Source organism: Roseivirga echinicomitans (genome assembly GCF_001592935.1).
Lineage (GTDB): Bacteria > Bacteroidota > Bacteroidia > Cytophagales > Cyclobacteriaceae > Roseivirga > Roseivirga echinicomitans.
The window spans coordinates 121,499-136,256 of record NZ_LRDB01000045.1; the positions used below are offsets into that span (position 1 = coordinate 121,499).

The following is a 14,758-nucleotide window of genomic DNA, read 5'->3' on the forward strand; positions in this document are numbered from 1 at the left end:
AAATATCAAAATCATGAAAATGAAAACAACAATCAAAGCACTCGCCTTAGCATCTCTGATGATGTTTGGCGGCTCATTAAATGCTCAGCAATTCGGCACTACAGCAACAGTGGTTGGCGGGTTTCCTTCCAGAGACCAAGACTTATCTAAACTCCCAAAAATGGAGCGAGACATTATCATTCTTCAAAACGTGTTGAGTGATATGTTTAGGGAATCTAGTCAACAACTTTACTCATCCTCTTCAAACGACATTAAGGGGATTCATATCCCAGGTAAAGGGGTCATTTTCAATTTAGGGGATAACAGTTTATTTGGCAGGGTGATTTTTGCAGAAAGCATTAATTTAAATGTAAAATCAACTGATGAGAAAAAGAAAGACGACAAAGAAAAAATCGACATAGATCAATCCAATAAGGACAGAGAAAATGAACTTAAGGAACTCTCAACAGAATTTTTATTGAATTACGGAAGTATTCTTACTGAAGTAAAAGACAATGAGCAAATTATGTTGAACGTTAAGTATTCACCCATTAGTGATAATAGCAGAAGGGCGAATCAAGGCGAAAACATTGTTTTCGTAAATACTAGAGGTAGATCAAATTCTAAACGAATCTCTTCTTCCATTCAGTTTAAAGATTTGAAGGATTTATTGAGTGGCAAGCTTTCTTTTGAGGCTGCCAAAGGCAAAATAACCACTAAGGTAATAGATGATGAAACTAAAGAGTCGTCCGACACTAAAATTATGGCTGGAATTTTAGACGACCTCTTTAAATCTACTTTTGACGGGACTTATAGAAAAACAAGCAACACCAGCTGGACCTATTTTGAAGGCTTTGGATTAATGTACAACATAGGTTTAACCTATAGCTCAGGAGGAGACAACGCAAGAGTAGCTTTTTATAGTGGCCAACGAGTGGATGTTATCAAAGAAGATACAGAGGAGAAAAAGAAAGAAGAAGAGCAACTTAAGAAGGTTGAAGAGTCCTTCGATGATTTGATTGAATTGGCCAAAGAAAGCCTAATTACTTACGGACGTACTTTACGCAGCGTAAAAAGCGATGAGGTAATTATACTTAACTTAAACTTTAGCAACTTTTTCACAAAAAACATGCTTCCAAAGTCTGTTAGAATCTCGGTCAACAAAAGCCAAATAGATCAATTCTCTAAAGGTGGCATCAGCTTAGACCAATTGAAAAAAGATATTGATGTGAAGAAGCTCACTTCAAGTATTAACTCATCCGCTGAAGGAATTTATTTTGTTCAACCGAGTTCTACAGAAGCACAGTCGGTTTACGATAAAGTCAGAGTACTTAACGGTAAAGCAGAAGGCAAAAATTAGTCTTAAAATTAAAGAAGGTCAAGGCAATAAGTGGTATGATGAATTTCATGCCACTTATTGCTTTTTTAGGGCCAAGTGAATTCAACAACTCAGCTTCAATAAAAAGCAAAAAGCTCCGATAAATCGGAGCTTTTTATAAACCCTTTAGAACTCGGATGTTTTTGAACCTCCTTAATAGACAGGATTTGGGCTATCCCTTTGCCCGCAACAGTCCACTGTTATCCTGCTCTTTCGAACGAGGCCCAATTCCGATAAATCGAAATAGAGTGAGGCCTTGTTTTGTGCGAGAATCACCCGGCATTTTAGTTTAACTTGTAAAGTTCAAAAATTTGTCCGAGCCCCTTGGGGAATATACATACAAAGCTACGAAGGCATTTGTTCCCTAAAAACTAAATCAATCATTTTTAGTGGCTGTTACCTAAACTTCTAATTTCGCGTCTCACCGTTAACAATCAATAAAAAATGCGTTTGAGAAGCTTTCTGTTTTCATTCGTGATAATTTATTCTTTGTTTTGTCAAATGCCTACTAGGTAATTATCCATTAAGAGATTTAGCTTTTGCAGACCGATAAGATTTTAACCCGGGATTTCGTCCTTCATTTCATCTCCTATTTCTTAATGGCAACGGCTTTTTATTTCCTGCTGCCTACCCTACCCGTTTACGCTGTTGATGTTTTAGGAGCGAATAAAAATCAAGTGGGTTACATTATTGGCGTTTATGCCTTGTCGGCTTTAATCATTCGCCCCTTTTGCGGTTATGCATTAGATGCTTACGGAAGGCGATCAGTCTATCTCTGGGCCTTGGCCATTTTCACGGTCCTATTTGCACTATATCACTTCTCCTCTACCTTCTTTATCCTTTTAATCCTTCGTGTATTCCACGGTTTTACTTGGGGAACAATTACAACCAGCGGAAGCACAATAGCCGCTGATCTTATTCCCGAAAGCAAAAGAGGTGAAGGAATCGGTTATTTCGGGCTTGCCATGACTTTTTCTATTGCTTTTGCGCCCTATGCTGGAGATCAGATCATGGGGCAAGGTAATTTCACCAACCTCTTCAATATTGCTTTTGCGGTTTGTTTCGCCTCGCTTGTACTCGCATTAATCATTAAAGTGCCAAACATTAAGACAGGTGAAACAAAACTAAGCCTTAAGAAAATGTTTGACGGCCGTGTGAACCGCATCGCAGCGGTAATGTTCATGGGCGCTTTCCCTTATGCCGCTATCATATCCTTTATTCGAATTTACAGCGATGAACTAGGCCTGAAACAGGGTGCGTTATTCTTCATTTTCATGGCCATAGGTGTAGCTGCATCTAGACTCTTGGTGGGTAAAATTATGGATAGAAAAGGTCCAACAGGCATTGTTGTAATGGGTTTGGTTGTCACCATTATTGGGTTGATTTGGCTCAAGTATACCGACAGCTTCTGGCCGTTTATGATGTGTGGCGTTTTAGTAGGTATGGGCAATGGACTGATTATGCCTACGGTTCAAACCATGGCTTTGAACATTGTCCCTATTGAAAGACGAGGGGCAGCAAACGCTACTTTCTTCTCTGCCGTAGATTTAGGAATTGGGGCCGGCTCAATCGCTTTGGGTTATGTTGCAGAATATTATGGCATCGATACGATGTTTTTCATCTGCGGCTTAATACTTTTGCTTCCGTTAGCATTTTATTTTCTGTTTGTACGTAATCATTATTACCGACAGTTAGAATTGCTGAAAAAGGAAGAACACAATGGCTAGAAAAATTTTCTTTACTCCAGGGCCCTCTGCCCTCTATTTTACCGTAGAAGAACATCTAAAACAGGCAGTTAGAGACCAAGTGATGGAGGTTAACCATAGAAGCAAGCAAGCTTCGGCCTATTACCAACATGCGGTAGAAAACCTAAAAACCCTGATGAACATCCCTGAAGACTATCATGTCTTCTTTCTTAGTTCAGCCACAGAAATTTGGGAGCGACAAATCCAGAACTTGGTGGTGGACAAGTCTTACCACTTCTGCAATGGTGCTTTTTCTAACCGTTTCTATGAATTTTCTAAAAGTCTGGGAAAACAAGCTTTAAAGAGCGAATCCAGGTTCGGTGCTATTCCAGAAGTAAACACAGACGATATTCCTCAAGACACTGAACTCATCAGCTTTGCGCTGAACGAAACCAGTACTGGAGTCACTTTTCCCGTAGAAGAAATTTATAAAGTACGGAAGTCGCACCCCGAAGCCATTATTGCGGTAGATGGCGTTTCAGCATTTCCAGTGATTGACATTGATTTTACACAAATCGATAGCGCTTATTTTTCTGTTCAAAAATGCTTTGGACTTCCAGCTGGTTTGGGCGTATGGATAGTGAACAACCGTTGTATTGAAAAGGCTTTAAAGAAGGAAGCCGAAGGACACTCAATAGGCACTTACCAAACATTACCTAACCTATTTAAAAACGGAAGTAAGTTCCAGACCACCTATACTATTAATGTACTCAACATCTTTCTATTAATGAAAGTCACTACTGACATGCTCAACAAGAGCATTGATGTAATCAGAAGAGAAAGCAATTACAAGGGACTACTGTTGCAAAAAATGATTACCGACCATCCCTCATTTAATCACTTTGTAACAGATGAGAAGCTCCAATCTAAAACGGTTGTAGTCGCAAATACATTGACCTCTTCTCAAGAATGGATTGATGAACTTTCATCCAAAGGTTTCGTGCTTGGAAACGGCTATGGCGAGTATAAAGGCAAACAAATCCGAATCGCATCGTTCCCAACACATTCAAAAGAATTGATAGAATTACTCTATGATACCATAAACGGAATGAAGCTTTAAGGCATTCGAAATAAATGGATTAGAATCCTTTTAAATTTTGCCTATATTCATGGGTACATCTACCTTTTAAATCTTTAATTTTGCCCTTAGGTTTATATTAGAATTATGCCCAAAAGAGAAAAAATTTTGGTGTTGATGGACACCAGCGATGTTGACAAAACACTTCTCAGGTTTATTGAGATAATTGCCATCGCACACGAGACTAAGGAAATTCATTTCTTCAATAGTATTAGCGAAATGAAGATTCCAGAGGCCGTTCTCAAAAACTTCCCTGAAATCAAAGACAAGTCTATTGAGGAAAGGAAGAAGATGATCCAAAGCTTGGTCTCTTCTACGTTGCCTGAGAAACTAGAGGCTATCAGTCAAGTACATATCAAGGAAGGCTCTCCCGCAAAAGCCATTCTGAAATTTGTTGAGAAACACGACATCGACTTAATTATGATGGGACGTCATAAGAATTTTGTTGGAGGTGGAATTCTCTCTAACCGTTTGGCCCGAAGAGCAGACTGTGCACTCTTCATCATTCCAGAAAACTCAGGTTCTAATTTAAACCTGATCCACGTCCCTTGTGATTTCTCTGTACATTCTAAAATCGCGATGGAAGAAGCTATTGGCATTTCTAGAAAATACAAGAATGACATTAAAATCATCTGCCAAAATGTATATACCGTACCAGGTGGATACCATTATTCTGGAAAAACTTACGAAGAGTTTGCAGAAGTAATGAAAGCAAATGCAGAAAGAGATTACAAAAAATTCATGGCTGGTATTGATCATAAAGACTGTGATATTGAAGTAGTCTACTCGCTTGACACTAATGATGATCCAGTGAATGACATCATCGATTTTGCCAATGAGCACAAACCAACAACCATCATTATAGGAGTCAAAGGGAGAACAGCTACCACCGCTTTGTTTATTGGAAGCAGGGCCGAGCAACTCATCCAAATCAACAATAACATACCTATGATGATCGTAAGACCAAAAGGAAAAAATGCTGGTCTAATGGACTTAATAAGAGAAATTTAAACCAAAGGGCATTCAAGCAAAAAGCCTTCCATTCTCAAGAATGAAAGGCTTTTTTATGTTCTCAAAGGTCTAATTATTTTCCCTTGATTCTTTTCTCTTCTACTTCAACCCAAGCCAACAATGCTTTGGTCTCATCATCTGTCAATTTACTTTCTGGATTTCTTTCAACCGTTCTTGCAGGAGGCATTTTACCTTCTTCAAGCACTTCAAACAACTCTGCAATCAAGTGAGCTTGTTCTTCTTTGTTCATTTTAGCCACCTTTTCCCACTGAAGTTTTTCTCTGGCTTTTTCATTTCGGGCATCAGGCTTATGACAATTCATGCATTTTGCCTCAATAATCAATTGTATGTTCTCAGGGATTGTAATCCCATCTTGCTCTACCGAAACGGTAACCTCAATCGCCTCTGGTTTACTTATAAAAGATACTGAGATCATTAATAGAGCAAAAAGTACAGCACTCGGTTTAAGAATGTTTTTCATAGTTAAAATAGTTTTACCAGAGTAAGATGAAAAAAGTATGCAAAGGTTTAAATCATAAGTTGTTGGGGAGCGAAATAAGGCATGCCAGCGGTTATAACTTATACCTTTGAGCTAATCCTGTAGGGTTCTTAATTCATCCAATAGGTTATTGGCTGCTTTTATCCTATCCTCATTAATTTTTTCAAATCGCTCCATCCATAGTTTGGAGCTCACCTCAATCTCATTTAGCAGATCAAGCCCTTTTTGTGTGATAAGCACATCTTTCGCCCTCCTATCCACCAAGCACACTTCTCTCGCTACAAGCCCCTTAGCTTCAAGCCTATCCACAATTCGTGAAGCATTCGACATTCGATCAATCATTCTGTCTATAATACTATTGATAGTACAGGGTTTGGGGTAATGTCCTCTTAGAATTCTAAGCACGTTGTACTGAGCTGAGGAGATTCCGAAAGGCTTAAACATATTCAATTGCTGCTCCGAAATCCAACTGTTAGTGTAAATCAGGTTTACAATCAGTTTTTCGTACTCATTCTTAAACTTACGGCCTTGCTTAATATCCTCTTCTAACCCCACGATATGTGAATTACTTACTTAATGTTAAATATAGACAACGAAAACCAAACCCCATAAAATCCTTCTTGGTTCAAAGTTTTTAATTTGGTTAAAACCAATTAACTTTCAACTAAACCTATGAGTCTTATCAGCATCTAACAGGCTAAACAACACATTCTTTTTGGACGATCATCAAATAGTAGAGGGTTTTAAAAACCCGACCACAAAAAACAAAGCTTTTAGTGTACTTCTGGATAAATACCAGCAACGCATTTATTGGCATGTCCGAAAGATCATCATCGATCATGACGACACCGATGATGTCGTTCAAGATGTGTTTATCAAGGTTTTCAAAAACCTAGACGGTTTTAGAGAAGCCTCTCAACTATATACTTGGATTTACAGAATCGCCACTAACGAAGCCCTCACTTTCTTGAAGAAAAGACAGCGAAAGCAAGCTTGGTCAATTGATGACATCAGCCATGACTTAGAAAACAAGCTCACCAGTGGTTCTTATATTGATGGTGACGAAATTCAAGTCAAACTTCAGAAGGCAATTTTAACCTTGCCAGAAAAGCAGAAGCTGGTGTTCAATATGAAATATTTTGACGACCTTAAATATGAAGAGATCTCAGAAATTATTGGCACCAGCGTAGGTGGACTAAAGGCGAATTATCATTTGGCTGTTAAAAAAATAGAAGAGTATTTAAGCGAAGATTAAACCTTATAACCCTTTGATAATCAAAGCATCGATGTCGGACGAAAATCCATATAAGAAACTTAAAGCCCCTCATCTCAAAAAGAACATTTTTGAGACACCAGAGGGCTATTTTGGTGACCTTAAAGAAAAAATCACCCTAGGGGTTGTTACTGAAGATGAGCGAATTCTTGGCAGTGAGCAGCTTAAAAAGAATATTTTCGATGTTCCTGATGGCTATTTTGACAAATTAAATGAAAAAATAATTTCAGCTACCAAGCTTACTGAAGAAGAAGGTATTCTTGGTAATGAAGCGCTTAAAAAGAACATTTACTCAACTCCTGAAAACTACTTCGAATCACTTAATTCAGAGATTCTTTCAAAAGTTAAATCAGAGACCAAGGTAATTCCACTATACCAAACCACATGGTTTAGAGCTGTGGCCGCTGCGGTTGTCCTTATTATGGTGGCGCTATTATCAATGCCAACAAAACAACTTAGTGAAAGTGATCTTCTAAGTGAAGTTTCCGATGAGGCCATTATCAATTATTTGGAAGAGCGCCAGGCAATAGAATATGAATTGCTATCATCTGTAGAAGGTTTGGACGCTATACTTGACAACATGATTCTGGAAGAAACTTCAAGCTATAGCTTTGCATTAAACGAAAATCCAGAATTAGATTACGACTTTGAATACTTCGATCATTAGTAAAAGAATCATGAAAAAAATTATATTCTCACTTTTCATTTTAGCCAGTTGTTTTTCAGCATCTGCCCAAAATGATCGGTCCTCACAGGATGAAAGGGATAAAATTCAACAAGCAAAAATTGCCTTTTTAACCAGTCGCTTAGACCTAACTGTAGATCAGGCCAAACTATTTTGGCCTTTATTCAATGAATATGACAGCAAAAAAATAATGCTTTCAAAAGAATACGGCCAGAAGAAAAGAGAAATCTATGCGAAATCTGAAGACTCTAGGAACATGAAAGAAGAGGATGCAGATAAGCTATTGGATATTTACTTGGATCAAAAACAAGCCGAATTAGATGTAGAGAAAACCTACATGAAAAAGTTCAATGAAGTATTAAATTCAAGACAAGTCTGGAGAATGGTTTCTTTCGAAAGTGACTTCAGAAGGTCATTATACGATCGTATGAGGCGTGATGATAAGGAAGAGCCAAAACGAGGCGGTAACCGCAACTAAGTCGAGTCCCATTCCTGAAAAATTTAAATCCTGCTCATGCAGGATTTTTTATTTAAACCCATTTGATCAAGAATAGCATTGATGTAATTTGCGCTATGACTCACCTCTCTCTTTTTGAGTTAACCAGCCTCATCAAATCAGAACTCGAGAAAAATCTCGAACCCTCCTATTGGGTCATTGCCGAAATCAGTGAAATGAGGCTTAACCCAAAAGGCCATTGTTATATGGAGTTGGTAGATAAAGAAGGTCAGTTTGTTACTACCAAAATCAGAGCAAACATTTGGGCTTACACCTACCGTAATCTTAGCGCTTGGTTTGAGTCAATCACAAAAACCCCGCTTCAATCCGGAATTAAAGTATTGCTCAATGTTCAAGTGCAGTACCACGAACTGTATGGGATGAGTCTGAATATAAAAGACCTAGACCCTAATTTCACCCTTGGAGAGCGCGCTAGAAAACGCCAAGAAGTAATTCAAAAGCTTCAAGACGAAGGCATTTTTGATATCAACAAAGAATTAGCCCTTCCAACGGTTCCACAGCGTATCGCCATCATCAGTTCAGAAACGGCTGCCGGGTATGGCGATTTTAAAAACCAAATTGAACAGAACTCAAGAGGATATTCTTTCAAAACAAAGCTGTTCCAGTCATTAATGCAGGGCGACCAAGCGCCTAGTGCCATGATTGCTGCCTTACACCAAATTCATGCTGAGATAAAAGCATTCGACTTGGTAGTGATTATTCGAGGCGGAGGCTCTCAAGTAGACCTAGATTGCTTTGACGATTATGAACTGGCTTCTCATATCGCTCAATTTCCACTTCCTGTGATTACTGGTATAGGCCATGAACGAGACGAAACTATAGCCGATTTAGTAGCCAATACACAAATGAAAACGCCTACCGCTGTGGCTGAATTCCTTATTTCTGGAATAGAGCGTTATGAAGGCAGCCTAAACGAAATGGCCTATCGATTGGAGAAATCAGGCAAACACCTACTTCAGGTTTCTTCTTATGAAATTATGAACATCGGCTATGCCCTGCAGGCCTCGATGAAAGCAATTATGCATCGGTCTGAAAGCGGATTAGCCCAAAAAGAATTAAGGTTAAACTACGCTGTTCAAAATCTTTTCAAGATCGAAAACCGGAAAGTAGACAACTTTGAAGTGCCCTTGATGAAAGCCAAGAGCCAAAGATTAAAAGAAGCAGAAAAAAAATTGGATGGATTGGGGAAACAACTCAAATTACTAGACCCGGCTTCGGTTTTGCAAAGAGGTTACTCCATCACATTGATCAATGGAAAATTCATTTCTGAAGAACAAGAAATACAAACTGGTGAAGAGTTAGAAACCATAACCACCAAACATAGAATTAAGAGTACGGTAAAATCAGCCAACAATGAGTAAAAAGAAATTGACCTATAAAGAATCGTTAGAAAGGATTGAAACGATTGTAGATGTTATTGAAAATCAACAGCCCGATATTGATGATTTATCGAGCTTGGTGAAAGAGGCTACTCTATTAATAAAAGACTGTAAACTTCGATTAAAAAATACAGAAGAGACGCTCAACAGTTCCTTAGAAAACCTTGAATGATCTTTAAAAACGCACCCATGACACCCGATCAAGCTCAAGAACAAATCAAACAACTGACCGATCAAATCAACTACCATAGTGATTTGTATTACCAGAAAAGCAAGTCTGAAATTTCAGATTTCGACTTTGACCAACTCTTAGTCAAACTGGCTGCGTTAGAATCAGAATTCCCTCAATTCAAAGCTGAGGACTCCCCTACTCAACGCGTTGGCGGTACAATTACCAAAGAGTTTGATTCGGTAATTCATAAATATCCAATGCTCTCATTGGGCAATACTTATTCAGAAGAAGACCTGATTGAATTCGACAATCGGGTGGCAAAAGGACTAGAAGGGCAGACTTACGAATACTTTTGCGAGCTTAAGTTTGATGGGGTGGCGCTTAGCTTAACCTATGAAGACGGGGTATTAAAAAGGGCAGTCACCAGAGGAGATGGCACCCAAGGTGATGACATTACTACGAATGCCAAAACCATACGCTCAATCCCTTTAAAACTAAAAGGGGAAGTCCCAGCAGAATTTGAAGTGCGCGGTGAAGCCTTCTTTCCTATTAAGGAATTTCAACGTGTAAATGCCGAAAGAGAAGATATCGGTTTGGATTTGCTAGCCAACCCAAGAAATGCAGCTTCTGGAACGCTTAAAATGCAAGATTCCTCAGTCGTTTCGCAACGCAGGCTAGACTGTTTCCTCTATTACTTACTGGGTGAAAACCTTGGTTACCAGACGCACTCAGAATGCATGGCAGCTGTTGAAAGTTGGGGCTTTAATGTTTCCCCTACCTATAGTAAACGTAGTTCCATTCAAGGTGTGCTCGCCTATATTCACGAATGGGAAGAAAAAAGGCATACACTGCCCGTAGAAACGGATGGTATCGTCATAAAAGTCAATGACCTCAACCAACAAGACCAATTAGGCTTTACTGCAAAGAGCCCGCGCTGGGCCATTTCATATAAATACAAAGCCGAAAGTGCCACTACAGTTTTAGAAAGCATTACGTATCAGGTAGGAAGAACTGGATCTGTTACTCCTGTGGCCAACCTTAGCCCCGTGCTTTTGGCTGGCACTACTGTTAAGAGGGCATCACTTCACAATGCAGATCAAATTGAGCGACTTGATCTACGCATTGGGGATACAGTTTTTGTAGAAAAAGGAGGTGAAATCATCCCCAAAGTTACTGCCGTTAATCTTGACTTAAGAAAGACCGATAGTGAGCCTATAGTTTATATTACTGAATGCCCTGAGTGCGGTACTCCTTTGGTAAGACAAGAGGGAGAAGCCAACCACTACTGCCCAAATGCTGATGCCTGTCCTCCACAAGTGTTAGGTAGAATTGAGCATTTTATTCAGCGTAAGGCAGTAGATATTGATTCGCTCGGCCCAGAAACCATACGAGGTTTACTTCAGAATAACCTAATAAGCAATTACGCTGATTTATACAGTCTAACATTCGACCAACTTAATGGTCTAGAATTTCGTATTTTCTCTGACAAAAAGGGAGAATATACCGCTAGGAGTCTTCGAGACAAATCGGCTGGAAATATTATTAAGGCCATAGAAGTCTCTAAAAAAGTCCCCTTTGAGCGCGTTCTCTTTGGCTTGGGTATTCGTTTTGTCGGCAAAACGGTAGCCGAAAAATTGGCCGCCCATTTTCAAAACATAGACGCTTTAGGGCTAGCAAGTTTTGAAAGCCTCATTGCAGTAGACGAAATTGGCGACAGGATAGCCCATAGTGTAATTGCGTTTTTTCAGAATGAAGAGCACATTAAAACCATTGAAAAATTAAGGCAAGCCGGTGTTCAGTTAAAAACAGATCAGTCACAAATAATAGTACCAGAAAGCAATATTTTTGCTGACAAAACCTTTGTTATTTCTGGCGTATTTACTCAGTTTTCAAGGGATGAACTTCAAGAAAAAATCAAGGCAAATGGAGGTAAAGTAATTTCATCCATTAGTAAAAAGCTAGATTACTTAGTAGCAGGAGATAAAATGGGGCCCTCTAAACTAGAGAAAGCCACCACCTTAGGAATTAAAATAATTTCTGAAGAAGAATTCATTCAAATGATCAATAATTGATGGCATTATTCGGTAAATCATCAACAACCCTAAACAGAAAGTCCCAGGAGGACTTCAAGTTGTTTTCTGAATCAGAAAGAATCGGGTTAATATACTCTTGGGAAGACAGTCAAAAGGAAAAATCAGTTTACGCATTTGCAAAATCTCTAGGGAGTGAAAAGTCAATCACTTTTTTATGCTTCAACCCTATAAAAAAAATACAGCCCGAAACGGATAATCCAACATTCAGTAAAGCAGACTTCAACCTATTCGGAAAAATAAAAACTCAGACAGCTCTTTCCTTTATGGAAGAACCATTTGATTACCTATTTCACCTTGACTTCGATGTCAACCCTTTAATTAGACCTTTACTTGCAAAATCAAAGGCTAACTGTAAAGTAGGTTGTCATTCAGAAGACGGAGAGGGCATATATGACCTTATGATAAAAATCAATAAAAGTGCTGGCTTGAAGAACTTATCAGACCAAATGCTTATTTATGTAAACGCATTGAAATAAAGAAAATGGAAATATTAAAAGGTACTGGAGTGGCCCTTGTCACTCCATTTAACGAAGATTTAAGCATTGATTTTGATGGGCTTTTAAAGCTCTTAGAACACACGGCTAAAGGAGTCGATTACTATGTTGTTCAAGGCACCACAGGTGAATCGGCAACTACTACATCAGCAGAAAAGGCAGAAATCCTTTCATTTGTAAAGCGCAACAATAAGGCAAGTTTACCTATTGTTTATGGCATTGGCGGGAACAATACCCAGTCCGTTTTAGGTGACATTAAAGCTGCAAATTTAGATGGCGTTTGTGCCATTTTATCCGTCAGCCCTTATTATAATAAGCCTAGTCAAGAAGGGATTTATCAACATTTTACAATGATTGCAGATGCTTCACCCGTTCCTGTAATTTTATATAACGTGCCAGGCAGAACACAATCAAATATATCAGCAAACACTACATTACGTTTAGCCGAACACAAAAACATTGTCGCAATTAAGGAAGCTTCTGGAGATTTAACCCAATGCATGACCGTTTCAAAAGATGCTCCAGCAGGATTTTTATTAATTTCTGGAGATGATTTATTGACGACTCCAATGATGGCCACTGGAGCTATTGGCGTTATTTCTGTATTGGCAAATGCCTTCCCAGAAATCTTTAAACGCATCACAAAAGCGGGACTTTCAGGTGACTTCGTGGCTTCATCTCAGGCTACATTTGAATTAATTGACATCAATCCATTGATGTATATTGAGAGTAACCCTGTGGGTATAAAACAGGTTTTAGAAGAGTTCGGTATTTGTGAAAACTACGTCCGAATGCCGCTATTACCGGCCTCAGAAGAGCTTAAAGTAAAGATCAAGTCATTATTGTAAGTTAAGTGAATAGCAAAAAAGAAAGGCCAGTCTAACGACTGGCCTTTCTTATTATCTTTCAAAAGATATATAATTATCCTTCGTTCTTAATGTTTTGAACATCAATACGAATTTCTTGAGCTAAGTTCTTAAGGTCTTGCATTCCTTTTCTTACTCTAGTACCCGCAGCTTGATTTTTTTTGTCGTAGAACTTGTCGAAATCACCCTCTAAAGAGTCAATTAAATTTTTTACTTCGCTAAATCTGCTCATATTATTTGTGCTTTTAAGGTTGTTGAAAAATGTTTGTTTGGATAGCAATTTAAATCAAAATACTCTATTTGCAACAGTCAGGGCACTTTTTTTTACAATTACTCTCCAAAGGCTGCAGCCAACTCCGCATTTTTGTATTCACCACTGGTTAACTTACCCTTTACCGCCTCAAATGCAGCGATAGTTTCCTTCACATCTTCCATACTATGCGATGCGGTTGGAATCAATCTCAAAATGATCATTCCTTTTGGCACAACAGGGTATATAACGACCGAACAGAAAATACTAAAGTTCTCTCTTAAGTCCTTGCTTAGTGATGCAGCCTCTCCTACGGTTCCGTTAAGTACAACTGGAGTCACACTCGATTTAGTAGTTCCAATACTAAAGCCTTTTGCTCTCAATCCGCCTTGAAGCGCATTAACAATTCTCCAAAGATTTTCTTTATGTTGAGGCTGAGTTTTAATGATCTCCAATCTCTTTAAACCACCAATTACAAATGGCATTGGTAATGACTTTGCAAAGATTTGAGATCTTAGGTTATATTTAAGATAATGGATAATCTTCTTATCTCCTGCAACGAAAGCACCAATAGCGGCCATTGACTTAGCGAAGGTTGAGAAGTACAAATCCACTTCATCTATACAATTTAAGTGTTCAGCAGTCCCTGCTCCAGTGGCTCCCATGGTTCCGAAACCATGCGCATCATCTACAAAAAGCCTGAAGTCAAACTTAGATTTTAGGGCCGCTATCTCATTCAGTGCACCCAAATTACCAGTCATCCCAAATACTCCTTCGGTAATCACTAAAATCCCTCCACCAGTTTCTTTAGTTAAGCGGGTAGCTCTTTCAAGTTGCTTTTCAAGGTTTTGGATATCATTATGTGGAAATACAAAACGTTTCCCCATATGTAACCTTACGCCATCAATAATACAGGCATGAGACTCCCCATCATAAACAATTACATCCTTACGATCTACTAAGGCGTCTATAATTGAAAGGACTCCTTGGTAACCGTAATTCAACAAATAACCACTTTCTTTACCCACGAAAGTGGCCAAATTCTGCTCTAATTCTTCATGATAAACTGTATTACCAGACATCATTCTAGCACCCATTGGGTACGCCAACCCCCAGTCCGCAGCAGCTTTAGCATCTGCTTCTCTCACTTCTGGCAGATTTGCTAAGCCCAAATAGTCATTTAAACTCCAGGTAAGGACTTCCTTGCCCATGAACTTCATTCGTGGAGCAATTTCACCTTCCAATTTAGGGAACATAAAGTACCCTTCTGATATTTCTGAGTGTTTCCCTAATGGGCCATTGTCAGCAAGTAATTTTTCAAATAGATCCAATTCCTTTA

At 38.8% G+C, this 14,758-nt stretch carries 16 protein-coding genes; 12 read left to right on the plus strand and 4 right to left on the minus strand.

Annotated features, from left to right (window positions below):
* Positions 1 to 19: 19 nt before the first annotated feature.
* From AWN68_RS13990 to AWN68_RS14005, 4 genes are all read left to right on the plus strand, one after another.
* Positions 20 to 1,339 carry a hypothetical protein gene (locus AWN68_RS13990; RefSeq protein WP_157716230.1) on the plus strand — a complete coding sequence of 440 codons (1,320 nt, stop codon included), beginning with the start codon at positions 20 to 22 and terminating at the stop codon, positions 1,337 to 1,339.
* 557 nt (positions 1,340 to 1,896) lie between these two features.
* On the plus strand, positions 1,897 to 3,084 hold the full coding sequence (locus AWN68_RS13995; RefSeq protein WP_262501382.1) for an MFS transporter: 1,188 nt from the start codon (positions 1,897 to 1,899) through the stop codon (positions 3,082 to 3,084).
* The gene (locus AWN68_RS14000) at positions 3,077 to 4,162 is read left to right on the plus strand and encodes an aminotransferase class V-fold PLP-dependent enzyme (protein ID WP_068416866.1); all 1,086 of its coding nucleotides are present in this window, start codon (positions 3,077 to 3,079) and stop codon (positions 4,160 to 4,162) included. Before AWN68_RS13995 ends, AWN68_RS14000 begins: the two co-directional genes overlap by 8 nt.
* Before the next feature lie 105 nt (positions 4,163 to 4,267).
* Positions 4,268 to 5,191, plus strand: a complete 924-nt coding sequence (locus AWN68_RS14005; RefSeq protein WP_068416867.1) for a universal stress protein — start codon at positions 4,268 to 4,270, stop codon at positions 5,189 to 5,191.
* Positions 5,192 to 5,264: 73 nt separating this feature from the next.
* On the opposite strand, the gene AWN68_RS14010 is transcribed toward AWN68_RS14005, so the two are convergent.
* The gene (locus tag AWN68_RS14010; RefSeq protein ID WP_068416869.1) at positions 5,265 to 5,672 is read right to left on the minus strand and encodes a heme-binding domain-containing protein; all 408 of its coding nucleotides are present in this window, start codon (positions 5,670 to 5,672) and stop codon (positions 5,265 to 5,267) included.
* Positions 5,673 to 5,783: 111 nt separating this feature from the next.
* The gene (locus AWN68_RS14015; protein WP_245658012.1) at positions 5,784 to 6,245 is read right to left on the minus strand and encodes a MarR family winged helix-turn-helix transcriptional regulator; all 462 of its coding nucleotides are present in this window, start codon (positions 6,243 to 6,245) and stop codon (positions 5,784 to 5,786) included.
* Between the two features lie 160 nt (positions 6,246 to 6,405).
* Between AWN68_RS14015 and AWN68_RS14020 the strand changes: the two genes are divergently transcribed.
* From AWN68_RS14020 to dapA, 8 genes are all read left to right on the plus strand, one after another.
* Positions 6,406 to 6,945, plus strand: a complete 540-nt coding sequence (locus tag AWN68_RS14020) for an RNA polymerase sigma factor (RefSeq protein WP_068416875.1) — start codon at positions 6,406 to 6,408, stop codon at positions 6,943 to 6,945.
* Between the two features lie 31 nt (positions 6,946 to 6,976).
* The gene (locus tag AWN68_RS14025) at positions 6,977 to 7,630 is read left to right on the plus strand and encodes a hypothetical protein (protein WP_068416877.1); all 654 of its coding nucleotides are present in this window, start codon (positions 6,977 to 6,979) and stop codon (positions 7,628 to 7,630) included.
* 10 nt (positions 7,631 to 7,640) lie between these two features.
* Positions 7,641 to 8,126: a hypothetical protein gene (locus AWN68_RS14030; RefSeq protein ID WP_068416880.1), complete on the plus strand. Its 486-nt coding sequence runs from the start codon at positions 7,641 to 7,643 to the stop codon at positions 8,124 to 8,126.
* 62 nt (positions 8,127 to 8,188) lie between these two features.
* The gene (xseA, locus tag AWN68_RS14035; protein ID WP_245658013.1) at positions 8,189 to 9,526 is read left to right on the plus strand and encodes an exodeoxyribonuclease VII large subunit; all 1,338 of its coding nucleotides are present in this window, start codon (positions 8,189 to 8,191) and stop codon (positions 9,524 to 9,526) included.
* Positions 9,519 to 9,716 (plus strand): exodeoxyribonuclease VII small subunit, encoded by a 198-nt coding sequence (gene xseB / locus AWN68_RS14040; RefSeq protein ID WP_068416887.1) that lies wholly within the window; start codon positions 9,519 to 9,521, stop codon positions 9,714 to 9,716. The genes xseA and xseB overlap by 8 nt, the downstream gene beginning before the upstream one ends.
* A 17-nt stretch (positions 9,717 to 9,733) precedes the next feature.
* The gene (ligA, locus tag AWN68_RS14045) at positions 9,734 to 11,788 is read left to right on the plus strand and encodes an NAD-dependent DNA ligase LigA (RefSeq protein ID WP_068417032.1); all 2,055 of its coding nucleotides are present in this window, start codon (positions 9,734 to 9,736) and stop codon (positions 11,786 to 11,788) included.
* Entirely contained in the window at positions 11,788 to 12,285 is a 498-nt protein-coding gene (locus AWN68_RS14050; protein WP_068416890.1) for a DUF6913 domain-containing protein, read from the plus strand. The genes ligA and AWN68_RS14050 overlap by 1 nt, the downstream gene beginning before the upstream one ends.
* 5 nt (positions 12,286 to 12,290) lie before the next feature.
* Positions 12,291 to 13,151, plus strand: a complete 861-nt coding sequence (dapA, locus tag AWN68_RS14055) for a 4-hydroxy-tetrahydrodipicolinate synthase (RefSeq protein WP_068416893.1) — start codon at positions 12,291 to 12,293, stop codon at positions 13,149 to 13,151.
* Positions 13,152 to 13,224: 73 nt separating this feature from the next.
* Here the strand turns inward: dapA and AWN68_RS14060 are convergent, their stop codons facing one another.
* Together AWN68_RS14060 and AWN68_RS14065 are read right to left on the minus strand one after the other, a co-directional pair.
* A complete protein-coding gene (locus AWN68_RS14060; RefSeq protein ID WP_068416894.1) occupies positions 13,225 to 13,401 on the minus strand; it encodes a histone H1 in 177 nt (58 codons plus the stop codon).
* 98 nt (positions 13,402 to 13,499) lie between these two features.
* A complete protein-coding gene (locus tag AWN68_RS14065) occupies positions 13,500 to 14,750 on the minus strand; it encodes an aminotransferase class I/II-fold pyridoxal phosphate-dependent enzyme (protein WP_068416901.1) in 1,251 nt (416 codons plus the stop codon).
* Positions 14,751 to 14,758: the final 8 nt, after the last annotated feature.